Annotated in this window: 18 protein-coding genes, 1 tRNA gene and 1 pseudogene; 17 read left to right on the top strand and 3 right to left on the bottom strand. The window is 42.9% G+C overall.

What is annotated here, in order from left to right:
- Window positions 1–86 precede the first annotated feature (86 nt).
- Window positions 87–524: a helix-turn-helix domain-containing protein gene (locus HGJ98_RS10980; protein ID WP_291351310.1), complete on the bottom strand. Its 438-nt coding sequence runs from the start codon at window positions 522–524 to the stop codon at window positions 87–89.
- Between the two features lie 276 nt (window positions 525–800).
- On the opposite strand from HGJ98_RS10980, the pseudogene HGJ98_RS10985 reads away from it, so the two are divergent.
- From HGJ98_RS10985 to HGJ98_RS11000, 4 genes and pseudogenes are all read left to right on the top strand, one after another.
- A pseudogene (locus HGJ98_RS10985) lies at window positions 801–1150 on the top strand (DNA polymerase IV); the annotation flags it as partial.
- 300 nt (window positions 1151–1450) lie between these two features.
- Window positions 1451–1981: a hypothetical protein gene (locus HGJ98_RS10990; protein WP_291351445.1), complete on the top strand. Its 531-nt coding sequence runs from the start codon at window positions 1451–1453 to the stop codon at window positions 1979–1981.
- A 95-nt stretch (window positions 1982–2076) separates the two neighbouring features.
- Window positions 2077–2427, top strand: a complete 351-nt coding sequence (locus tag HGJ98_RS10995; RefSeq protein ID WP_291351446.1) for a hypothetical protein — start codon at window positions 2077–2079, stop codon at window positions 2425–2427.
- A gap of 87 nt (window positions 2428–2514) precedes the next feature.
- A complete protein-coding gene (locus HGJ98_RS11000) occupies window positions 2515–2766 on the top strand; it encodes a hypothetical protein (RefSeq protein ID WP_291351312.1) in 252 nt (83 codons plus the stop codon).
- 93 nt (window positions 2767–2859) lie between these two features.
- On the opposite strand, the gene HGJ98_RS11005 is transcribed toward HGJ98_RS11000, so the two are convergent.
- Window positions 2860–2946, bottom strand: a tRNA-Leu gene (locus tag HGJ98_RS11005).
- Between the two features lie 245 nt (window positions 2947–3191).
- Between HGJ98_RS11005 and HGJ98_RS11010 the strand changes: the two genes are divergently transcribed.
- The 12 genes from HGJ98_RS11010 to HGJ98_RS11065 all read left to right on the top strand — a co-directional run bounded on the left by HGJ98_RS11010 (window position 3192) and on the right by HGJ98_RS11065 (window position 21661).
- On the top strand, window positions 3192–3482 hold the full coding sequence (locus HGJ98_RS11010; RefSeq protein WP_291351314.1) for a DUF1294 domain-containing protein: 291 nt from the start codon (window positions 3192–3194) through the stop codon (window positions 3480–3482).
- 161 nt (window positions 3483–3643) lie between these two features.
- Complete coding sequence (locus HGJ98_RS11015; protein WP_291351316.1) at window positions 3644–5413, top strand: sigma 54-interacting transcriptional regulator; 1770 nt, start codon at window positions 3644–3646, stop codon at window positions 5411–5413.
- Window positions 5414–5679: 266 nt separating this feature from the next.
- Window positions 5680–8040: a xanthine dehydrogenase molybdenum-binding subunit XdhA gene (xdhA, locus tag HGJ98_RS11020; protein WP_291351318.1), complete on the top strand. Its 2361-nt coding sequence runs from the start codon at window positions 5680–5682 to the stop codon at window positions 8038–8040.
- A 15-nt stretch (window positions 8041–8055) separates the two neighbouring features.
- Window positions 8056–8937, top strand: a complete 882-nt coding sequence (gene xdhB, locus HGJ98_RS11025; RefSeq protein WP_291351321.1) for a xanthine dehydrogenase FAD-binding subunit XdhB — start codon at window positions 8056–8058, stop codon at window positions 8935–8937.
- A complete protein-coding gene (gene xdhC, locus HGJ98_RS11030) occupies window positions 8930–9436 on the top strand; it encodes a xanthine dehydrogenase subunit XdhC (protein WP_291351323.1) in 507 nt (168 codons plus the stop codon). Before xdhB ends, xdhC begins: the two co-directional genes overlap by 8 nt.
- Before the next feature lie 84 nt (window positions 9437–9520).
- Window positions 9521–12601: a putative selenate reductase subunit YgfK gene (ygfK, locus tag HGJ98_RS11035; protein WP_291351325.1), complete on the top strand. Its 3081-nt coding sequence runs from the start codon at window positions 9521–9523 to the stop codon at window positions 12599–12601.
- Window positions 12602–13173: 572 nt separating this feature from the next.
- Entirely contained in the window at window positions 13174–14523 is a 1350-nt protein-coding gene (locus HGJ98_RS11040) for a nucleobase:cation symporter-2 family protein (RefSeq protein WP_291351327.1), read from the top strand.
- Between the two features lie 92 nt (window positions 14524–14615).
- Window positions 14616–15818 carry an NAD-dependent dihydropyrimidine dehydrogenase subunit PreA gene (gene preA, locus HGJ98_RS11045; RefSeq protein ID WP_291351329.1) on the top strand — a complete coding sequence of 401 codons (1203 nt, stop codon included), beginning with the start codon at window positions 14616–14618 and terminating at the stop codon, window positions 15816–15818.
- 76 nt (window positions 15819–15894) lie between these two features.
- Window positions 15895–17223 carry a putative aminohydrolase SsnA gene (gene ssnA, locus HGJ98_RS11050; RefSeq protein ID WP_291351331.1) on the top strand — a complete coding sequence of 443 codons (1329 nt, stop codon included), beginning with the start codon at window positions 15895–15897 and terminating at the stop codon, window positions 17221–17223.
- Window positions 17224–17234: 11 nt separating this feature from the next.
- Complete coding sequence (thrC, locus tag HGJ98_RS11055) at window positions 17235–18476, top strand: threonine synthase (protein ID WP_291351333.1); 1242 nt, start codon at window positions 17235–17237, stop codon at window positions 18474–18476.
- Window positions 18477–18653: 177 nt separating this feature from the next.
- Window positions 18654–20135, top strand: a complete 1482-nt coding sequence (locus HGJ98_RS11060; protein ID WP_291351335.1) for a pyridoxal-phosphate dependent enzyme — start codon at window positions 18654–18656, stop codon at window positions 20133–20135.
- A gap of 143 nt (window positions 20136–20278) precedes the next feature.
- Window positions 20279–21661 carry an 8-oxoguanine deaminase gene (locus HGJ98_RS11065; RefSeq protein WP_291351337.1) on the top strand — a complete coding sequence of 461 codons (1383 nt, stop codon included), beginning with the start codon at window positions 20279–20281 and terminating at the stop codon, window positions 21659–21661.
- Between the two features lie 207 nt (window positions 21662–21868).
- Here the strand turns inward: HGJ98_RS11065 and HGJ98_RS11070 are convergent, their stop codons facing one another.
- A complete protein-coding gene (locus HGJ98_RS11070; protein WP_291351339.1) occupies window positions 21869–22171 on the bottom strand; it encodes a hypothetical protein in 303 nt (100 codons plus the stop codon).
- Window positions 22172–22606: 435 nt separating this feature from the next.
- Here HGJ98_RS11070 and dpaL point away from each other — a divergent pair, with 435 nt between their 5' ends.
- Window positions 22607–23830: a diaminopropionate ammonia-lyase gene (gene dpaL, locus HGJ98_RS11075; RefSeq protein WP_291351342.1), complete on the top strand. Its 1224-nt coding sequence runs from the start codon at window positions 22607–22609 to the stop codon at window positions 23828–23830.
- The last annotated feature ends 33 nt before the right edge of the window (window positions 23831–23863 follow it).

A 23863-nucleotide genomic window follows, 5' to 3' on the forward strand; every position in this document is an offset into this window, starting at 1 on the left:
CATCTCCTGTTAATACCGTTTAAAGGTTCATAGTGTTGACAGTTCATAAGTATGTCTTTTGCCGCCTCAATAAGGCGGTTTTTGGGTTATTCCCCTTTATTCTTTCTGCCATAGGTTTTACGAGCTTCTTCTTTGCAGGTGACATAGGCTGTCATAATCGCTTCGAAGAAGGCATCCTTTCCTTCCTGGGACAAAGCGCCACCGGCGAAGAGTGCCGTATTCTTTTCGAGAAGAACCTTTGCTTCTGCTTCCGCACGTGAGCCGAGGGTTTCGCGGATGTTCTCGAGATGGGGATCTTTGGCGATCCCGCTTTGTGGGTCGTCAATATCGTCGTTGAGAAGATAATCGGTAGACACATTTAAAGCTCGGGCGAGTTTTCTCACTGTTCCGCCCCGAGGTTTTGCATTACCCGTTTCATAAGCAGTGATGGAACGTTGAGACACTCCAACTTTTTCTCCCAACGTTGCCTGGCTCATGTCCATAATCTCGCGAGCTTCTTTTACTTTTTCACCAAAACTTTTCATAACACGCCATTTCCTTTCAATGAGAAGTTGTAAAGATATACATTACCAAAATTCTGAAACTTCGTTGACACAACTTCGTATAACTGCTAACCTAAAGTAGAAGTACGGAGAAGATGTATTCATCATACTTCCTCAAATAGTTCTGTGTCAAGAGAAATGCGCAGTATTTTTAAGAGGTATAGTGAAGTTTTACGATGAGAAGGTGATAGAAGGTTGGACATGGGTCGAGTTATTCTGCACAGCGATTTGAACTCTTTCTACGCTTCCGTTGAAATGATGCTTGACCCAAGACTGCGGGGGAAAGCAGTTGCCGTCTGTGGAAGCACAGAGGATCGGCATGGTATCGTGCTCGCAAAGTCGGAACTGGCTAAAAAAGCGGGCGTAAAAACTGGGATGGTCATTGGGAGGCGAAGCGGCTGTGCCCGAACCTTATCGTAGTACCGCCGCAGTATGAACAGTATCTGAAATATTCGAAGATGACGAGAGCCATCTATCAGCGGTATACGGATCAGGTGGAACCATATGGGATGGATGAGTGTTGGTGCGATGTGACCGGCAGCCAGAGTCTGAAGGGATCCGGGATCGAAATAGCCGAAGAGATCAGGAAAACTATCCGCGAAGAGTTGGGCATGACGGTAAGCATCGGCGTATCCTTCAATAAGATCTTTGCTAAGCTCGGCTCAGACATGAAAAAGCCGGATGCTATCACCGTCATCAGTAAGGAGGATTTTAAGGAAAAGGTCTGGGTGCTCCCCGCCAGTGACTTGCTCTTCGTTGGAAGGGCTACACGGAAAAAACTAGCGAGTTATGGTCTGCATACCATCGGGGATATCGTGAGCACCGGTCACCAGTTCATGCAGAGACTTTTTGGTAAAAATGGTTTGCAGTTATGGGTTTTCGCCAGCGGACAAGATACCTCCCGTGTCATGAACGCGGGTTACCACTCGCCGGTAAAATCCATCGGGCATGGCATCACTTGCACCGCCGATCTGGAAAACAACGAGGAGGTCTGGAAGGTTATGCTGGAGCTGTCCCAGGATGTCGGGCATAAACTGCGGGTTCATGAACTATGCGCTCGAGGGATTCAGATTACGATTAAAGACAACGGACTTATGTATAAACAACACCAGGCACAGCTCGACACAGTGACCCAAAGCCCAATGGAGATCGCCCTCAAGGCTCGTTCAATGTTTGAAGAAAACTATTTCTGGCACACCCATGTCCGGTCCATAACAGTGAGAGCGATTAACCTAGTTTCAAAGTCAATGCCGGAGCAACTAAATTTATTTGACGACCCCACTAAAAGGGAACGTAGGGAAAGGGTGGAGGACGCCATTGAAAGTATCCGAGCCCGCTTTGGTAAACGAGCGATCTATCAGGCGGTACTTATGGGAGACCTAAAGATGCCTGGAAGAGGAGTGCATGAGGTGATTATGCCTAGGGCTATGTATCAATGACTATTTTAATAGTTCGACATTATTCCTCTTGAACGCAAAGTAACATGCATTCAAGGGAAAATAATAAAAGTTTTGAGGAGGGGATCAAATTGGAAGTGCAAACGCATGACGATGTGAGCTGCGATAAAGGGTATTATGAAGGCTACGATGAAAGTTATAGTGAAGGCCGCGATGAAAGCTATGCTGCAGGCTATAATGAAGGCTATGCTGCAAGCTTTAGTGAGGGTAGTACACAGGTTGAAGTTAAGGTCAGCGTGGATGATGGGGAGACATGGACTAGACGTAGGATCAACATGGGTGGAGAGTTGGATGCTTCAGGTCTTGAGGCTGGTGAGATTGTTCAGTTACAGGGAGAGAAGTACAGGGTATTGGTCGGGGATAATGGACTAAGGATCGAACCAATAAGGAAACCCAGTGGTGGAAAGAAGCGAGCGAGACGAAGGTAGAAAACAACAAGGAAGCCCGTACACCCCGTCAAGAGTTCCGGACTTCCTTACTAAGAAACACGCTTCCGAAGAAGGGGTTCTTATCCTTTGATTATATCCAGTAGTAACCTTCTTTTGCAAGCGGGAAATGAAGGGAAACAGAATATGGTCATGATTACATTACAATCCGCCAGGGAATCGAGCGGGTATAGTATTAAGGAGTTAGCAAATCATTGCGGTCTTACGGAAGAATGCTACAGGGAATATGAAGATGATTTCGGCAAAACTCCAGCGAGGGTAGCCCATAAAATACGTACCTTATTTAGGATTAGTTTGGATAGTTTTTATATTGAAGAATAAAAAATAAGAACCGAGAGCTCTGTCTCGGTTCTTATTTTATCTTTCATATCTGTACATATGTGTGTAAAAATGTGTGTACAGCAATTTTTAAAGTGGTGCGGTCGAGAGGACTTGAACCTCCATGCCCTTGCGAGCACTAGAACCTGAATCTAGCGCGTCTGCCAGTTCCGCCACGACCGCGTAACATTGATTATTATATGAGAAGATAGGTGGTTTGTCAATTCAATTTTTAACAATATATTCACCAGCGAAAGCTACCGTTATATTGTACCGAATCCCGTTTATGGTCAATGGATGATCTATGATAGAATAATAACTTATTATGAAAGACTTGAAAACTCCTACATTATGGTAGGAGTTTTTCATTGGAGTTTTTGACAAACCCTTTGCTAGGAAGGATAGGAGAATCGAAGGAGGAGATGCAAATGAGCATAGAAGTATTTTTAGGGGCCTACTTTGTTTGGAACTGTTACGTTTTTCTTGCCATGGGAAGGGATAAACGACGGGCAAAAATGAACCGCTGGAGAATTTCAGAATCAAGTTTACTCCTTATGGGGGGGTTAATGGGAGGAGTAGGGCTTTATGCGGGAATGAAATTTTTCCATCACAAGACCACACGCACAAAATTCAGAGTGGGGTCACCACTCTTAATCTTATTTAATCTTCTAGTAATCGGCCTCTTCTATTATGTTGGTGTTATAAGCTACGGCTATTAGCTTTTGGGAATAACAATTAAGTTTTATCAAAGTGATAAATAAATAAAGGATATTATCATTTTGAAACGAATAATAAATATAAGGGAAAAAGTAAGTAGAAGTAACTATTTGTCATATTAAAAGACTTTATGAGAAATAATAGTATTAATGGGGGTAGCTTAATGGTTGAACTTATGGCCGTTAAAGATTATGCACAACAAATTGCAGAAGCAATCGCTACTGTTGTGAAGATCGATATTGAGATAGCGGATCATAAACTGATGCGTATCGCTGGGACAGGCAGGTATCAAAAAGGGGTCGGTCAATCTATGGATCGGCAGGGGTATATTTACCAGGAAGTCTTACGGACCGGTCACCAATTTGTGATAGAAACACCAGGTGTTCATCCCTTATGTGCCCCGTGTAAAGCCCGTGGGAACTGCTCTGAGAAGTATGAGGTTGTTTCGCCCATCAATTTGGATGATAAAGCAGTAGGGGTAATTGGTCTAATATGCTTTACCGAGGCACAAGCTACACTAATCCAGGAAAATCAACAATCATACTTAATTTTCCTAACAAAAATGGCAGAAACTATAGCGCTTAAAATGAAAGAGCAGGAATTTTTAGCGGGATTGGTTTCGGCAAACCATTATCTTAATTCTATTATCGATTGTTTGGAAGAAGGGTTAATTACTGTCGATCTCGAGGGTAATGTACTTCACTATAATCAAGCTGCTAAGCGTCTGTTCAGTGCAAATTTGCTTACTCCAAAGAGTCATTTAAAGAGCTTGTTCGCACCGCAAATTGTCCTGGATATTCTCAGAGTAGGGGCCAATGGGGATGAAGTGGTCGAACGGGAAGTGCATTTAGAAACCAAAAAGAATCGAGTGCAAATGATTTTAAGAGCGTTGCCCATTGATAGTGAAGATGGAGTTAAAAGTATTGGTGTAACCCTTCGGCCTTTTGACGAAATAGGACGAATTGTCCATCGCCTTTCCTTACAAGATGCGGGGTACACTATTGATGATATTTTAGGTGTGAGTGACACAGTATGTCAGATTCGAGAACGAGCTAAGGTTGTTGCAGAGAGTCAATCAACGGTCTTGATCCGCGGGGAAAGTGGAACAGGTAAGGAAATGTTGGCTCGCTCAATTCATAATCTCAGTTCTAGGCAACAAGGCATGTTTATGGCGATTAACTGTACAGCAATTCCGGAAGCTCTACTGGAAAGTGAACTCTTTGGGTACGAAGAAGGTGCTTTTACCGGTGCGCGTAAAGGGGGGAAAATCGGAAAGTTTGAGTTAGCCAATAAAGGTACACTTTTTCTTGACGAAATAGGGGATATGCCATTATTTTTGCAGGCAAAAATTCTCCGGGTACTGCAAGAACGTCAAATTGAACGGATTGGTGGAATAGTTCCAATCCCTGTGGATGTTCGAGTTATTGCGGCCACTCATCGCAACCTTGAGGAAATGATGACCAAGGGCGAGTTCCGTGAAGATCTCTACTATCGAATTAATGTTTTTCCAATCGACATTAAACCTTTACGGGACAGAAAAGAAGATTTGCAAATCTTGTGTGAACACTTTATTGAAGGGTTTAATCAACGACTGAATAAGAACGTAAAATTAATATCCAATGGATTCCGACAAAAGCTTATGGAATACAGTTGGCCGGGCAATGTTCGTGAATTGCAGAACATCATTGAATATGCAATGAATTTAGCTAAAGATTCAACCTTAACTGAGGAGCATCTTTCTCCGAGACTCAAGAATATCAAGACCCAAAATGAAGAGGATGAATTCAATCTTGAAAAGGTTGAACGGGAGACTATTAAGCGCTGTTATCAAATGTTTGGTGCAGGGGTTCAAGGCAAAGAAAAAGCGGCAAAGGCTTTAGGGATTGGGATAGCAACACTTTATCGAAAACTTGCCCGTTATAACATTGAGTGACTATTAAATGGGGATATCAAAATGATTAATGCTTACTATAATGATAATTAACCTATCAATTTGATAATTTGGGCATGCATAGGGGCTTAAGGGCTTTAAAATGACCATCACCTATCAATGTGATAACTGGGCCTTTTTAAGTTAAATACGAAAACGCGTTGTTTACTCATTTTTCGACAGTTTGGTTGGTTGGCATGAATTTTGCACAGTTACATATGCTAGAACCGTTAATGGGTAAAAAATTGTTAGGGACGGGAGGAAACAAAATGGCTTATACAGTTGTAGGAAAAAGTGTTAGAAGAGTCGATGCTGTAGCCAAGGTGACAGGCAAGGCCAAATATACAGATGATTTTTCTGAAAGAAATATGTTAGTTGGGAAGATTCTGCACAGTCCCTATGCGCATGCCATTGTTAAATCGATTGATGTAAGTAAGGCTAAAGCGCTACCTGGAGTTGAGGCTGTACTTACGTACAAAGATTTACCGGATATTCGTTTTGCGACTGCTATTCCCGGCATAATTGAGGCAATGGCTACAGATGAAGTAGGTGTTGCAGAACTTAAATATAGCACGGCGGGGCATCCTTATGCCCTCGAAGAAACCCACCGGGATAAAGAAGATCGAAATATTTTGACTCAGAAGGCCAGATTTGTAGGAGATAATATTGCTGCTGTAGTTGCTACCGACGACTTGATCGCCTCAAAGGCGTTAAAGCTGATTGAAGTTGAATACGAAGTTTTAGAGCCTTTGACTAGTACGGATGCTGCGCTTAAAGAAGGAGCGCCTTTAATTCATGATGATTGCGAGGGAAACATCATATCCTCAAAGGGATATGAAATGGGCAATATTGAAGAAGCTTTAAAGGAATCCGATCATGTTATTGAAGGTGAATATGAAACAAGCATAGTTCAGCACTGTCATTTAGAAAATCAAGTATCCCATGCTTATGTTGATTCGGATCGCAGGATTGTTATCATGACCTCTACACAAATCCCTCATATTGTGCGCAGGATTGTCGCCCAATCTCTAGGCATTTCCTGGGGGCGTGTACGAGTTATCAAGCCATATATTGGGGGCGGGTTTGGTAATAAGCAAGATGTCTGCATCGAGCCATTGAATGCAGCAATGAGCTTGGCTGTGGGCGGTCGTCCTGTAAGGCTGGAGTTATCCCGGGAAGAGGCGATGATCGATACTCGCACTCGTCATGCATTTAAATTTAAAATCAAAACAGGAATTAACAATGACGGAAAAATTAATGGTATTTATATTTCGGCCGTTTCCAACACTGGGGCTTACGCCTCTCATGGACATTCTATCGCCAGCAGTGGGGGAGGAAAGTTCCGTTATCTTTACCCGACAAAAGCGTTAAAATATGAGCCTCTAACCGTATATACTAATCTGCCGGTGGCTGGGGCAATGCGAGGGTATGGAACACCCCAAATCTTTTTTGCTTTTGAATCCCATATTGAAGACATAGCGAAAAAGCTTAACTTGGACCCCATTGAGATTAGGAAGAAAAATGTAGTAAAAGAGGGTCATGTTGACCCATTAAGTAAAAATACAATTAGAAGCTGCAGTATCCGTGAGTGCATCGACAAAGGCAGAGAGTTAATTAAGTGGGATGCCAAGAAAGCCTTGTACAAGGAACAAACTGGAGATATCCGTCGAGGGTTGGGAATGGCTTGCTTTAGCTATGCTTCAGGAACCTATCCTGTAGCCTTAGAACTAGCGGGTGCTCGAATTGTCATGAATCAAGATGGTTCGGTTCAGCTTCAGCTGGGTGCCACTGAAATTGGCCAAGGAAGCGATACGGTCTTTGCTCAAATGGTGTCCGAAGTCCTGGGAATTCCCATGTATATGGTACATGTGATAAGTACCCAAGATACGGATATTACTCCCTTTGATACGGGGTCCTATGCTTCGAGACAAACCTATGTATCCGGGATGGCTGTGGAAAAAGCGGCTTTAGAGGTAAAAAAGAAAGTTCTTACTGTCGCAAGCAGTATGACAGATATTCCTGCTCATCTGTTAGACCTTAAGGAGCAATCCGTTGTCTTCAAAGATTCGGGAGAAAAGGTCATTGAGCTGGAAGTAGTTGCGATGCAATCCTATTATGACAGGGTTAATGCTCAACCTATAACAAGTGATGTTTCAAATAATGCTCGCATTAATGCGATCCCTTTTGGAGTAACGTTTGCTGAAGTAGAAGTCGATATGAAGACGGGGAAAATTAAGATTTTAGAAATCTACAATGTCCATGACTCCGGTAAGATCATTAATCCTCTTTTAGCTGAGGGGCAAGTTCATGGCGGAGTCAGCATGGCCATAGGTTATGCTCTGTCAGAACAATTACTCTTTGATGAGAAGACGGGTAAACCTCTCAATAATAATTTGCTGGATTATAAACTTCCAACAATCATGGATACTCCGGATATTGGCGCAGCCTTTGTTGAAAAAGAAGATCCCACTGGGCCCTTTGGTGTCAAATCCTTAGGAGAACCTCCGATTGTTTCTCCTGCACCTGCAATTCGTAATGCCGTACTGGATGCTACGGATGTTGCCTTCAATAGGATACCCATGAATCCACAGCGGGTTTTTGAAAAGTTTAAAGAACAGGGATTAATCTAGTAAGGCGGTGATAAGATGTACGATATTAAAGGCTACTATGATGCTGAAACCGTAAGCGAGGCAACTGCGCTTCTTGCGGACAACCCTAATTTAAAGATTATTGCAGGCGGGACAGACATGCTCATCAAGATGCACGGAGGGCAACTTGAAGATGTTGAGCTCTTAAGCCTTCGCAAGATTAAGTCCTTAGAAAAGATTAGTATAGCGGATAATGGGACAATCGTTATCGGTGCAATGGCTACCTTTTCTATGATTTTTCACAATCCTATTCTTAAGGACGCAGCACCGATTTTAACGGAAGCGGCTATTTCTATGGGGGGGCCGCAGATTAGAAATATTGCGACCATTGGCGGAAACGTCTGTAACGGTGCTACCTCTGCAGACAGTGCCTCATCGTTGTTTGCCCTCAATGCTCAGCTTAAACTAGAAAGCAAAGCTGGAGAGCGTGTCGTTCCAATCCGTGAGTTCTATCTAGGACCCGGCAAAGTTGCCCTTAATCCCGGAGAAATATTAACTGAGATTCTTATTGCACCAGAAGATTATAAGGGTTTCGGTGGGCATTATATCAAGTTTGCTATGCGTGAAGCCATGGATATTGCCACCCTTGGAGTGGCTGTCCTTTGCAAAGTGGAAAGCGTAACGTTTGATGAGGTTAGGATTGGACTTGGGGTTGCGGGACCAACGCCTTTAAGATGCCTTGAGGCGGAAGAATATGCCAAGGGCAAGGAAATCTCATCAGAAACCCTTGCAGAGATAGGGAAGCTGGCGGTTAAATCTACAAAGGCTAGAACCTCATGGCGGGCTTCCAAAGAATATAGGGAACATCTAGTGGAGGAGCTCACCCAAAGAGCTTTAAAAACCGCCGTTGTGAGCGCAGGAGGTGCGGAAGTTGTTTAAACGAATTGCCTTTACGGTAAATGGTAAAGCTTACAATTTTGAAGTGGATGTACGTGAATCGTTGTTAGATGTTTTGAGAAGTCATCTAGGTTTTACGGGTGCTAAGCAAGGGTGTGGGGTAGGAGAATGTGGTGCCTGCAGTGTCCTTATTGATGGTGTTCCTACGGATACCTGCATTTATTTAGCAGTTTGGGCAGATGGGAAGGATATTCGGACCATTGAGGGTGTCGCTGAAAAAAATGGAGAACTCTCTGATGTGCAAAAAGCCTTCGTAGACGAGGGAGCTGTACAGTGTGGATTCTGTACCCCTGGCCTTATCTTGACCACAACGGCTTTAAAAGAGAGTGGAAAAGACTACACTCGTGAAGAGTTAAAACGGGAGCTTTCAGGGCATTTGTGCAGGTGTACAGGATACCAAAACATTTTAAAAGCCGCCGAAAAATCCTTAGAAGGACATGTCTGTACATGTGTAGACAGTCCTCATTATAAAGGGGAATAATACTAATCTTACTTCAGAGGAAGTCTTATCTTTCTCTGAAGTATAGTTGATAAATTTCTAGGAAGAATTGAGGAATGATAAATAATGACTGAAAAATTTATGAATGATAAAATGATCCAGATTCCCTTTGATAAACTGGTCAACTGGATGTTTGAGGAATATAAACGAACTCAAACAATTTTTGGAGTTTCTGAGGTCAAGTTTTTTCATAAGCAAAACAACCAACGCCTTAAGCTTTTCGGGGAGACTATGGAGACTCCCGTTGGTCCGGCAGCTGGTCCACATACCCAGTTAGCACAAAATATAATTGCGTCTTATCTTAGCGGCAGCCGCTTCTTTGAGTTAAAATCCGTTCAAATAATGGATGAGTTAGAGATTCCGAAGCCGTGTATATTGGCTGAGGATGAGTGTTATAACACGGAATGGTCTACAGAACTTCCAATTATGGGAGCCTTTGATGAGTATGTAAAAGCTTGGTTTGCACTCCATATCCTGCAAAAGGAGTTTTTTAACCAAAGTGATCGTGGATTTATGTTTAATATGAGCGTTGGATATGACCTGAAGGGAATCCAATCTCCAAAAGTAGACGCCTTTATTGAAGGACTTAAAGATGCTTCCAATACTCCGATTTTTAAAGAGTGTCTGGCTTCTCTCTTGGATAATGTTGATAAGTTTAAAAAGCTTGATGAAGCTTATATTAAGCAGATATCACCTAATATTTGCACGTCCATAACCTTATCGACCATGCACGGAACCCCTCCCCAGGAGATTGAAGCGATTATACAATACTTGATTAGTGAAAAGAAATTGCATACCTTTGTCAAGATGAACCCTACACTATTAGGCTATCAATACGTAAGAGACACGTTCGATAAGATGGGTTACAAGTATATTCAAATTAAGGAAGAATCCTTTACCCATGACCTTCAATTCAATGATGGGGTTGAAATGTTAAAACGCCTTAAAGTATTTGCTAAAGAAAAGCAAAAAGACTTCGGGGTCAAAATGTCCAATACCTTACCTTGTCGAATTACAAAGTCTGAACTGCCTGGGGAAGAAATGTATATGTCAGGTCGGTCCTTATATCCTCTAACCATCAATCTGGCCTACAAGCTGGCTGCGGAGTTTGATGGGGATCTTAAAATCTCTTTTTCCGGCGGTGCGGACGCCTTCAATATCGACCGGATCTTTGAGACGGGGATTCAACCCATTACAGTGGCTACGACCTTGCTGAAACCGGGGGCCTATTTGCGCTTTAAACAATTAGCAGAGCTCTTAGATCCTATGATGACGGATCAGGAGTCTGAAAAACTTGATATGGAAAAGTTAAAAGCATTAGCCGAAAGTTCCTTTGAGGATGCTAACCATATTAAAGAAACCAGGGATATGATCAATCGTAAAACAGAACTTAAGCTGCCTGTCTTCGATTGCTTTATAGCCCCTTGTACCGTAGGATGTCCTATTGAACAGGATGTGCCTGAGTATCTGCGCTTAGTAGGAGAAGGGCGTTATGAGGAAGCTTTTGATGTAATTGTTTCAAAGAACCCATTCCCCTTTATTACAGGAACGATTTGCAGTCATAACTGTATGACTAAGTGTACTCGATTGGATTATGATGAATCCGTTCATATCCGCGGACAGAAATTAGTCGCTGCGGAAAATGGGTATGATGTCTATATGCAGAAAATCCCCGCTCTTACACCGGAATCCTCGGCTAAAGTTGCTGTCATCGGAGCTGGTCCGTCAGGACTTGCGGCGGCATATTTCCTCGCCAAAGGTGGTATGGAGGTTACTGTCTTCGACAAGAGGGAGAAAGCCGGCGGAACTGTGGAATATGTGATTCCTGACTTTAGGATTCCTTACGAGGCCATTGAGAAGGACCTTAAACTTATCGAGAAAATGGGTGTTAAGTTCGAATTTGGCATTGATCCAAATTTCTCTGTCGAGGATTACAAAGCTAAGGGATTTAAATATGTCTATGTAGCCATCGGTGCTGGTAAAACCAATAACTTTACCATTGAAGGGGATCAAGATCGTGTAATGGGTGCAATCCCCTTCTTAGAAGCTTATAAGGTTGATAAAGATGCTTTAAACCTTGGCAAAAATGTAGCTGTTGTCGGCGGTGGAAACTCGGCAATGGATTCTTCCCGGGCTGCTTTAAGAGTTAAGGGTGTTGAAAAGGTCTACATTATTTATCGCAGAACCAAAGAGTATATGCCTGCTGATCACGAAGAGTTAATCTATGCTGAGGAAGATGGAGTTATCTTTAAAGAACTTCTGGCTCCTGTTTCACTGAGCGGAGGGGTCTTGAAGTGTCAGAAGATGGAGCTGGGTCAACCGGATGCTTCCGGCCGTAGAAAACCTGTGGCTATTGAGGGTGCCTATGAGGAGTTAGCGGTAGATACAGTCTTGTCTGCTATCGGGGAACTGGTGGATTATGATTTGTTAAAGCAAAACGGTATCGAGGTTAATGACAAAGGTAAGATCAATATCAATGAAGACACACTGGAAACCAATGTAGAGAACGTTTATATCGGTGGGGATGCCCTCGTTGGGCCTTGGACAGTGGTTGGTGCGGCCAAGCACGGGACGATTGCTGCCAGAGCGATTTTAGGAAAAGAGAATCGTGAATTCAAGCAAGAATACGTAAATAAGATTTCCTTTAATAACGAGAGGCAGCTCCTTGATATATCCGAAAAGAAAGGGGTTATGCAACCGGTAGCTGATCACAAACTAGAGTCAGAGCGATGCTTAGAGTGCAACAAAGTTTGTAATATCTGTGCCGAGGTTTGCCCAAACCGTGCTAATCTTATGATTCCTGTTAATGGAAAAGGATTGGAAAATATAAATCAGATTTTACACGTTGATGGAATGTGCAATGTCTGCGGAAACTGCGGAACCTTCTGTCCGTATTCAAGTGAGCCTTATAAGGTTAAATTAACTCTGTTCTGGACTGAGAAGGATTTCATGAATAGTCCTAGTATTGGATTCTACTTCATCAATGAGGGTGCTAATGGTGAGTTTATGCTTCGTCTTGAGGAGGAAGTTTCCAAAGTGACGTTCGATGAATCAGGCAATACAGATGTGCCCATCGATGATAAGGTTGCTGCCTTTATTTGGACAGTTTATAAAGACCATGACTATCTGTATAAAGTTTTAAACTAATGCACATATTGAGAGAGGTCGAACTTAACAATTCGACCTCTCTAGAATCGAAAACTACATAAGTTTATGGCAAATTTGTTTCAATTGTAGGATTTATCTTCGTAATTAAATAAGGTAATTCTCACATCGAAAAATTTTATCATTAAGGTACGGAACCTTATCATAATGATAAGGTTCCGTAATGGAGTGAGAGCCTGTCATATCGGCATTTTCTTGGTTGTATGACTCGAAAATCACCATTCACATTATTACTTTGATAAAGGTGACAAAAGGGTTAAAGAGGAAAGAGTCGATTTCTAGGCAACCTTAGATCAATCTGTCGAGTTGGCACGAAATTTGCTACTAAAACTAAAGTATGAGGCGCAAAAAATGCCTTGCAAGGACCCTTGACCCAAAATTCAATGCTTTGCCCACCAACCTTGCTAAAACGGTTTTCAAAGATTCTTAAGAGGTACGAGCAAAGCAGACCCCTTGAATTAGTTGCGGGACTTTCTCAAGGACAAGGATTATAAGGAGGTGACTGTAGTTTAGTTGAAATCTCACCGCATTGAAAATAAGGAGGAAAGTTAACAATGGCAAATACCAACAATGGAGTCGCACCAGTTGATGAAATGTTACCTCCCGGAAAACTTTTTGTGTACGGATTACAGCACGTCCTCGCTATGTACGCTGGAGCGGTTGCAGTACCTTTGATTATTGCTGCAGCAGCTGGTTTAACCCCAGCACAAACCGCGTTTTTAATTAACGCAGACTTATTTACTTGTGGTATTGCTACCTTACTCCAGACTTTAGGGATCTGGAAAATCGGAATTAAAATTCCAGTTATCCAAGGGGTAACCTTTGCAGCAGTAACGCCGATGGTCATTATGGCTCAGACTGGTGGCATGACCATGATCTTCGGGGCTGTTATTGTAGCTGGTATATTTACGTTTTTAGCTGCACCGTTCTTTAGTCGATTAATCCGCTTCTTTCCACCGATTGTTACCGGGACGATTATTACCATTATCGGTATTTCTCTCTTACCGGTAGGTATAAAATGGGCCGGTGGCGGAGTGGGGAACCCTAATTTTGGCTCCTTAACATTTATTTTCATTGCCTTTGTTGTTCTCGTAAGCATTCTGGTGATCAACAAAATGTTCACTGGATTTGTCTCTCATATCGCCGTACTGCTAGGTTTGGTTGTCGGTCTTATAGTAGCCATACCCTTCGGGCTTGTTGACTTTTCCGAAGTGGCTAAAGCAGATTGGATAGGTATCACAACACCATTTTACTTTGGTTATCCCACCTTCGATATCGGCGCAATCATTGCCATGATTCTGGTTATGTTGGTCGTTATGGTTGAGTCCACCGGAGACTTCCTAGCTATAGGTGAAATGGTCGGCAAAAAGATCGGTCAAGAGGAACTCACTGCAGGTCTAAGAGCGGACGGTTTAGCGACTGCACTCGGCGGTGTCTTTAATGCCTTCCCTTACACTGCATTCGCTCAAAACGTTGGTTTGGTTGGCTTAACAGGGGTAAAGAGTCGCTTCGTTGTCGCGATGTCAGGTTTGATCTTGGTAGTTTTGGGTTTATTCCCTAAGATGGCTACAATCATTGCCTCCTTGCCTACCGCAGTCCTTGGCGGAGCAGGAATCGCCATGTTCGGGATCGTAGCTGCAAGTGGGATTAAGACTCTCGCTAAAGTTGACTTCGAACACAACCATAGAAACATTTTCATCGTTGCAATTAGTATCGGAATTGGTGTAATCCCAGTCACGGTTCCAAATTTCTTCCAGAACTTCCCTGCGTGGAGCCAGACCATTATGCATAGTGGTATTACCTTAGGTTCGATCGCAGCTATCGTCCTCAATGCTTTCTTTAATGGGAGCAAAGGAGCAGGAGACCTAGATGAACTTAAAGCGAATGCCGGAATTCGCGAGTAATAGGCTTGGGTGGGAGAGAGATTCCTCTCTCCCCCTTTCCCGTACTTGGTTCAGTCTAGATAAATTTGGACACATTGAAGGGGATTAGAAAAATGACAGTTGATTTATCCGTTGATTTTTGCGGAATAAAACATGAGAACCCCTTTATCTTAGCCCCTTCACCTAGTACGGATAATTTGGATCTATTGATTCAGGCCTTTGAAGCAGGTTGGGCAGGGGCGGTCTTAAAGACTGTAGCAGTTGATTCTAGAGTTGTTAGTCGGGTTTTCCCAATGGTTACTCGTGTGGAGCAGGATGCTGCCTTTATTGGCCTTCAAAATATTGATCTTGTATCCGAACATTCCGTCGAAACTATCGAAAGAAATGTGCGAATTCTCAAAGAACGATTTCCGACGAAAGTTGTTATTCCCAGTATCATGGCTTTCGCCAAGGAGGACTGGCAATCCTTAACTAAACGTTTTATTGCTGCAGGTGCAGACATTATTGAATGTAGTATATGGCATCCCCACGGAACCGAATGGACCCTGTGCACCAAAGTAGAGGAACCTGTAGGGACGGAGCAAATCGCCAGCTGGGTTAAGGAAGCAGCAGGAGATGTTCCCGTTATCATAAAACTATCGGCACTGGATTCCGACATAATAGCTACGGCTGTTGCGGTTGAGCGAAGCGGTGCAGACGGAGTAAGTGCTATCAATACCATAAAAAGTATTACCGGCGTAAATTTAGATACCTTGATTCCTTATCCAAATATCGCTGGACTTTCAACCTATGGAGGACTTTCTGGACCCGCTCTGAAACCAATTGCTTTGCGTTGTACTGCTGAAATTGCCCAGAAAGTCGATCTTGATATCGCAGCTAGTGGTGGAATCACGACTTGGAAAGATGGTGCTGAATTTCTTCTTCTTGGGGCTAACACCTTGCAAATATGTACTGCTGTTTTGCGTTTTGGTTTAGGAATCATTGATGAATTTAAGCAGGGGTTAGAAGGCTGGATGAGGGAAAAGGGTTTTCAGAATTTAACAGAAGTAATTGGTAAATCACTTCCGTATCTGGTTGAACATTCCCGACTTCCAAGAGGTATTCAAGTTGTTTCAACAATTCATAAAGAATTATGTAATGGCTGTGGAGTTTGCTTAAGTGCTTGTCGTGCAGGTGGACACCAGGCTATCATCTGGACAGATGGATTTCCTCAAGTTGAAGCAGACAAGTGCATCGGGTGTGGTATTTGTCGAGCTATGTGTTTTCTAAAAGCGATAACTTTAATCCGACCAAGCAGAGCTAAAGTGCATGTCTAATGTGGGAAAAAGCTATGGTCGGATATTCAAATAGTTAGTCATTAGCAGTGAAGTAAAAATAGAGAGGATGATAATTATGCTTTTAATCGCTAATGGTATGGTCCTAACCCTTGGTAAAAGTAATCAAGTCATTCCCAATGGTGGAGTTCTGATCCAAGACAGCAAGATTCTTGAAGTTGGTACAACCCAAGATTTGAAACAACGATTTCCTGAGGCTGAGTTTATCGATGCACGTGGAAAACTTATTATGCCGGGTATGATTAATACCCATATGCATCTTTACAGCACCTTTGCGCGAGGTATGGATGCCAAAAGTAAGCCTCCTAAAAACTTTGGAGATATTTTAGAGGGACTTTGGTGGAAACTTGATAAATTATTAACCCTTGATGACGTTTATTACAGTGGGCTGACTCCCTTGATTGAATGCATCAAGACTGGAACGACAACGATTATAGATCATCATGCCAGTCCGATGGCGATTACCGGAAGTTTAGCTACTTTGGCTAAAGCGGCTAGAGAAATGGGCGTTCGTGCTGCTTTTTGTTACGAGGTCTCTGATCGAGATGGTGATGCCATTGCTCAAGAGGGAATTAAAGAGAATGTTGACTTTATTGCCGCATGTCAGGCTCAACCGGACCCCATGGTTGCAGGAATGTTTGGGCTCCATGCATCACTGACCTTATCCGATCAAACATTAACTAAGTGCAGTGAGGAAGCCAAACGCTTAGGAGCAGGATTTCACGTTCATGTTGCCGAAGGTAAAGAAGATTTAGAAGACAGTCTGTCGAAATATGGAATACGTGTAGTAGAACGATTGGAGAAGTTTGGAATCTTAGGACCGAAAACCATCGCAGTACACTGTGTACATATCGATGATCATGAGATTGAGCTTTTAAAAACTACGCAGACTCAAGTTGTCCATAATCCAGAATCAAATATGGGCAATGCCGTGGGAGTTACCCCTGTACTAAAAATGCTTAGTGAAGAGGTAAAAGTTGGCCTTGGAACAGATGGTTATACTTGCGATATGTTTGAAAGTGGTAAAGTTGCAAACGTACTTCATAAACATGCCACAGCTAATCCTAGTGTTGCTTGGGGCGAAGTGCCTCAAATGCTTTATGGTAATAACCCTGAGATTGCCTCGGATTTGTTCGGCGGTAAATTTGGCGAATTGACAGAGGGTGCTTGGGGAGATGTGATTGTGGTTGATTATGTGCCTCCTACTCCTCTAGGTCCTGATAACTGGAGCGGACATCTTCTGTTTGGAGTCTCGGGACGTTCTGTAGAGACAACAGTTATTAATGGCCGAGTACGTATGCTTGATAGGAAACTCGTTGACATTGATGAAGAAGCCATTGGTGCTCGATCACGGGAGTTGGCGCAAGCACTTTGGAATAGAATTTGAGGTGAAATTTAATGAAGAACGTGTTAGGCCTCCGCTGTGTTGATTGTGGAAAGCAAGTCCCTGCCGTGCCTGGAACCTATACTTGTCCTACTTGCGGGAAAAAGGGCGGCATCATGGATGTCGAATACGATTACAAAGTCATCAATCAACTGACATCACGTGAGCAATTAAGCCAGTCCAAAGACTATTCGATTTTTCGTTACATGCCTTTTCTGCCGATTTACCCAGATTCTGCTCGGCCCCATCTAAGGGTAGGCTGGAGCCCTCTTTATAAACCAGAGGGTTTAGGGAAGAGTCTGGGAATGAGTAACCTGTATGTTAAGGATGATGGACAGAATCCGACGGCCTCCCTGAAAGACCGAGCTTCGATTATTGCTGTTATTAAAGCAGTAGAGGAAAAAGCTCCGACGGTTGCTGCTTCTTCTACAGGTAATGCAGCTTCATCTTTGGCAGGCAGCGCCGCCGCTATGGGTATTAAGTCCGTTATTTTTGTCCCGAGCCGTGCTCCGCAAGGGAAGATCGCTCAGTTACTGATCTTCGGTGCCACAGTAATTAGTGTTCAGGGGTCTTATGAAGATACCTTTAGACTTTCTGCAGAGGCGATCGATCGCTTTGGATGGTATAATAGAAACGCCGCGATTAATCCGTACCTAGTTGAAGGTAAGAAGACAGTCGCCTTGGAGATCGCTGAGCAATTAAATTGGGAAGTCCCTGATTGGGTTGTGCTTTCCGTAGGAGATGGGTGCACCATAGCAGGGGTCTGGAAAGGATTTAAGGACCTTTACAATGCCGGGTGGATCGATCGCCTGCCTAAAATCGCAGGAGTTCAGTCTACAGGATGTTGTCCACTCGTTGATGCCTTCTTAGAAGATCGTCCTTGGGTTCCTAAGGAAGAGAATACAATTGCCGATAGTATCGCTGTTGGTGTGCCGCGTAATCCTGATAAGGCTTTAAATGCAGTTCGCCAGTCGGGCGGCACTATGGTTGCTGTGTCTGATGAAGCTATTTTAGAGGCCATGCGCGAACTGGGCAGAACCAGCGGCATTTTCGGGGAACCAGCGGGTGTGACGGGGACTGCCGGACTTAAGGTTTTGTTGGAAAAAGGGGTAATCGGGGCCGATGAAAAAGTGGTTTCGATTGTCACCGGTAATGGTCTGAAAGATGTTGCAAACGCGATTAAAGCAGTAGGTGAACCCATTAAAGTAGAACCTTCGTTAAACGAACTTCTGGTGAAGCTGGAAGGTAAGATCTGATCGATGTGCGAGGCAAGATGCGTGGTCACGAGGCAGGATAAGTAGAGTTGACCCGTTAGACAAGGCATTGAATGTGAGTTTTGTTGCGTAAAGCAAGAGGATGAGGAGCGAAAAAGAAGTTTTGAATTCGGACTTCGAAATCGAGCTCCGAGCCTCGAAATATAGGGAGGTTTATTAATGAAAAGTCTCATCGATTTAACAATTAATGAAGAGCAACTTAAAAAGACAGTTCAGAGTGTTAAAGAAAAAGACATTGTTATCCCTACTCTTGCCCAGATGAAAGACCCTAATAAAATACCTGCTTCTGTCAAAGAAAAGTTAAAAAAGACTGGTTTATGGGACGTCGATCCTATTAATTTATTTAGAATATCCTGGAAAAACCAGCCGGTTAAGGAAGGCGGTTTATTCAATCCGTTGCCAAACTATGTTGAAATCCCTCCCGAGATTTCTGGTGTAAAAGCTAGGATTTTTGCAATGTCAGGAAAGTATTTCCCAACGGGAGCTCATAAGGTTGGTGCAAGTTTTGCTTGTTTAGTCCCTCGTTTAGTGAGTGGACAATTTGATCCTAAATTTCATGAAGCTGTTTGGCCCTCAACGGGTAACTACTGTCGTGGTGGAGCTTATAATTCCGCTCTACTAGGATGTAAGTCGATTGCTATTTTGCCAGAGAATATGAGTAAAGAGCGTTTTGAGTGGCTGAAAACCGTTGCAGGAGAGGTTATTGCAACCCCTGGCAGCGAAAGTAATGTTAAGGAAATCTACGATAAAACCTGGGAACTCCGAAGAACTCGTGATAATGTTGTAATCTTTAATCAGTTTGGTGAGCTTGGCAATCATTTATGGCATTATGAAGTTACTGGTAACGCTATGCATGATATTATCAAAGCGGAAATTGGCTCGAAGGGCAAGTTCGCTGGGGTTTGCTTAACCTCAGGTTCTGCTGGAACCCTTGGTAGCGGAGATTTCTTAAAAGATCAATATCCAAATGCCAAAATTGCTGTTGGGGAGGCATTACAATGCCCAACCCTGCTTAATAATGGTTTTGGTGAACATAGAATTGAAGGGATCGGAGACAAACATATCCCTTGGGTTCACAATGTCAAGAATACGGATATGGTGATTGCCATTGATGACAATGACAGCTTGGGAATGTTCCGTCTCTTTAATGAGCCAGCTGGACAGGAATATTTAAGAGAACAAGGAGTTTCTGAAGAGGTTATTTCGAAGCTTTCATGGGTTGGAATCTCCGGTGCAGCAAATATTCTATCCTGTATTAAATTTGCTAAGTATTATGAGCTAACCGAAAATGATATTGTTATGACAGTCCTTACTGACTCTGCTGAAATGTATCAATCAAGATTGCGTGAGATGGAAGAGGAAAGAGGAAACAAATATAGCGCTCTTAATGCTGCCGTTGATCATCACAAAAATGTTTTAGGCATTAGAACAGACACCATGGAAGAGTTAACTTACCTAACCAGAAAGCGTATCCATAACCTTAAGTACTATACTTGGATTGAGCAACAAGAGTATGATGTCAATGATCTGAATGCACAATGGTACGATTATGACGAATACTGGGGTAAGCTCCATCAAATGGGTCCAGAACTAGATCGCTTAATTGACGAGTTTAATGCAAGAACCGGCGTCACAGTATAAAACGTGACAGGGGGACGGTCCTTTTTGACACACTTATTATAACAGTGACAATTATTTTGATCATTCAATAATGAATTATGAAGTTAGAGGCAGCGGTTCTTGCGCAGGAACCACTGCCTCTTTTTAAAGAAAGGGGTACTTCTATGTCGATTTTGATAAAAAATGCCTCCTATATTCTAACCTTCGATGATCATGACAAAATACTAGAGAATTCTGATCTGCTAATCGAAGGTAATAAAATTATTGCAGTAGGACAAAATTTGAATCCAACCTCAAGTGATAAGACTCAAATTATCGATGCTAAAGGAATGGTAGTGCTCCCGGGTTTGGTAAATACACATCATCATCTCTATCAGACTCTTTTTCGTGGGCTGCCAGAGGTACAGGGAATGCCGCTGTTTTATTGGCTTGTTAACCTTTATGAATTTTGGCGCCATATCATCCCGGACGCAGTCTATTATGGGGCCATGGTTGGTTTTAGTGAGCTTCTGCGTACTGGGTGTACGTTAACAACCGATCATCACTATGTATTCCCGAGAGGGCAAGCTAGTAATTTTATTGACACACAAATTACAGCGGCCCGGGAGATTGGTATTCGCTTTCATGCCACACGTGGTTCTATGTCCCTAGGCAAAAGTGAGGGAGGGTTACCCCCTGATGAGGTGGTTCAAGACGCAGAGACCATTCTTAAAGATTCTCAGCGACTGATTGAGGCGTATCACGATCCTGCTCCTTTTGCTATGACTCGCCTAGCGCTCGCTCCCTGTTCCCCATTCTCAGTAAGCCTTGATTTAATGCGACAGTCGCAAATCTTGGCCAGAGAAAAAGGGGTTATGCTGCATACGCATTTGGCAGAGACTCTTGACGAAGAAACGTTTTGTTTAGAACGGTACGGACGTCGCCCTGTTGAATTAATGGAAGATGTGGGCTGGATAGGACCGGACGTCTGGTTTGCTCATGCCATTCATCTTAGTGAACGAGAAATTGCTCTACTGGCTGAGAGTGGATCTGGAGTCGCGCACTGTCCAAGCTCTAACATGAAACTTGGAAGTGGGATTTGCCCGACATCCGATTTGGTTAAAGCGGGTGCTAAACTAGGAATTGCGGTTGACGGAAGTGCGAGTAATGATGGTTCGAATATGTGGGAAGAGGTCCGCAGAGCTTACTTGCTGAACCATCTGCGTTACAAAGATGAAGGTCTTTCAGCTTACCAGACTTTAAAATGTGCCACGCGCGGTGGCGCGGATGTCCTTGGTCGTCCTGATACTGGACGTTTGGAAGCAGGCAAAGCCGCAGATGTTATTTTAATTGACCTGCAAGATGTCGCCTATGCAGGATCTCACGATCCCTTAGTTTCAATCGTTTGCTGCGGAAATCATAGTTTTGTCGATACCACTATTGTCAACGGAAGGGTAGTCGTTCAGAAGGGACAACTCCTTACTCAGGATACCGAGGAGATTCGAAAAAAGGCACATCAAGTCGCGAGCGAAATCGTTCAAAAGGAGCGAGGCTTGAAGAAAGCATGACAGGGGGACGTCCTTTTTGTCCCCAACAGTAGTCAAGGATTTTTTATCGAAGATAATGATGACGAGTTATTAATTAGGAGTATTGGAGACTTATTAGGTATAAATCGGGGGATTGTAGAGAGGGTCGGTAGCCGATATTAAAAAGTCGTAAGTTGATTGTTGAAAAGCAGCTCACCAGATACTAAGGAATCTAGTGAGCTGCTTTTTCTAAATGGAAGGTCTCCTGAATGGTATAATCTTACCTTTTTTCTTACCAGGATCGGGTGATGGTGCACTGCTGCACGATTGACAGCCTCCGCTACAACCTGTTTTGTTGCCAATAAAAATTTTACGCCAAGACACTTGCCATTTATCTTCGATTTGGGCTATCCGTGTTTCTACTTCATACTGAGGGCCACTTTGTTGATTTAATAACCTTGCTTCAGTTGTAGAGACTATATTTGCAGTTTTTATGGCTTGTTTTTCAGAACCATATAGAGTCGCAATTTTTACCCATTCCTCTAAATCCAATCAAAATCACTTCCTTAATGAACACTTTCTTCTATGATAACCATTTATTGCTAGGGATTGCAAGCTTATTGCAAAAAGTAATAATTGTGTCGTTGTAGTCTAAACTCTGAAAAAGGCTAGTTCAAATAAGATATATGAAGTGTGCGAACTATAATCAAATAGACTTATGGGGATTTAAGTATAAATAGGGAAATTGTTCAAGAGGGTCAGGAAGGGGAAAATTTAAATTAGCAATAGAGTGTGTCAAAAAGGACCGTCCCCCTGACGCAAAAGTTGGCATGAAAATTGCATGAATAATTAGTGTTGTCATGGTCATGAATTCGTTTTAGGGGGAGATAGAAGGGTCAATAAGCAAAAACAAGAAATTGTTTTTTGATACTGTATTAAAAAACTAGTTTTATTACACAATAATAAAAAAAGGGAGAGGTATAAATCATGAATGATAGAATCCAATGGACGAAAAATAGTATGGCAAAGGAATTTGGAACTGGTGTTTCAACGGAACTTTTTGATAGGATGGCTATTGATAAGGCAATTAATTTTCACAGGACATTTCCTGATTATCAACCGACACCGCTGCGTCAGCTTAGCAAACTTGCTAACAATCTAGGAGTTGGTGGGATATATGTTAAAGATGAGTCTTATCGGTTTGGCTTAAATGCCTTTAAGGCCCTTGGTGGTTCATATGCTATTGGGAGATACCTAGCTCAGCGGCTCAACAAAGACATTAGCCAACTGCCATTTGAAGTACTCACATCTCCAGAAGTTAAAGAGTTATTAGGAGATATTACGTTTGCTACCACGACTGATGGAAATCATGGCCGAGGAATTGCTTGGACAGCTCGACAATTACGCCAAAAATCAGTGGTCTATATGCCTAAAGGGTCTTCTCAATACCGACTCGAAAGAATTAGATCTGAAGGCGCATTTGCTGAAATCACAGATATGAATTACGATGACGCTGTGCGTATGACTGCTGAAGAGGCTCAAAAGCATGGTTGGGTTGTAGTTCAAGATACTGCTTGGGAAGGGTATGAGGAGATTCCAACCTGGATTATGCAAGGTTATGGGACCATGTCAGCTGAGTCCTTAGAACAATTGAATACCCTTGGTATAGAGAAGCCGACCCATATTTTTGTTCAAGCTGGAGTCGGTGCTTTGGCCGGATCTGTTCAAGGTTATTTTGCCTCCCTGTTTAAGGAGGATCGTCCAAAAACCGTAATTGTTGAAGCAGATCAGGCGGATTGTTTATATAAATCTGCGCTTGCAGCCGACGGTAAACCACGGGTGGTCGGCGGTGAAATGGCTACGGTTATGGCGGGACTTGCATGTGGTGAACCTAACCCCATCGGGTGGAATATCCTACGGGATTACAGCGATATGTTTGTTTCTTCCCCTGACTGGGTTGCAGCAAAAGGAATGCGGGTGTTAGCAAATCCATTGCTTGGTGATCCAAAAGTAATTTCTGGTGAATCTGGAGCTGTGACTACCGGATTGATCAGTGTGCTTATGATGGATAATAGCTTCAAGGAAGCACGAGAAGCGCTCCAGCTGGATGAAAACTCTCATATTTTAGTCTTTAATACAGAAGGTAATACCGACCCCTATAAATATCGCAGCATCGTATGGGATGGGGAATTGCCATCCGCAGGACGTTAATCAATTTTTAAGCATTAGATTTCTTTTGTAGAT

Origin of the sequence: Desulfosporosinus sp., assembly GCF_014237355.1 — a bacterium.
In the GTDB taxonomy this organism is placed as follows: Bacteria; Bacillota; Desulfitobacteriia; order Desulfitobacteriales; family Desulfitobacteriaceae; genus Desulfosporosinus.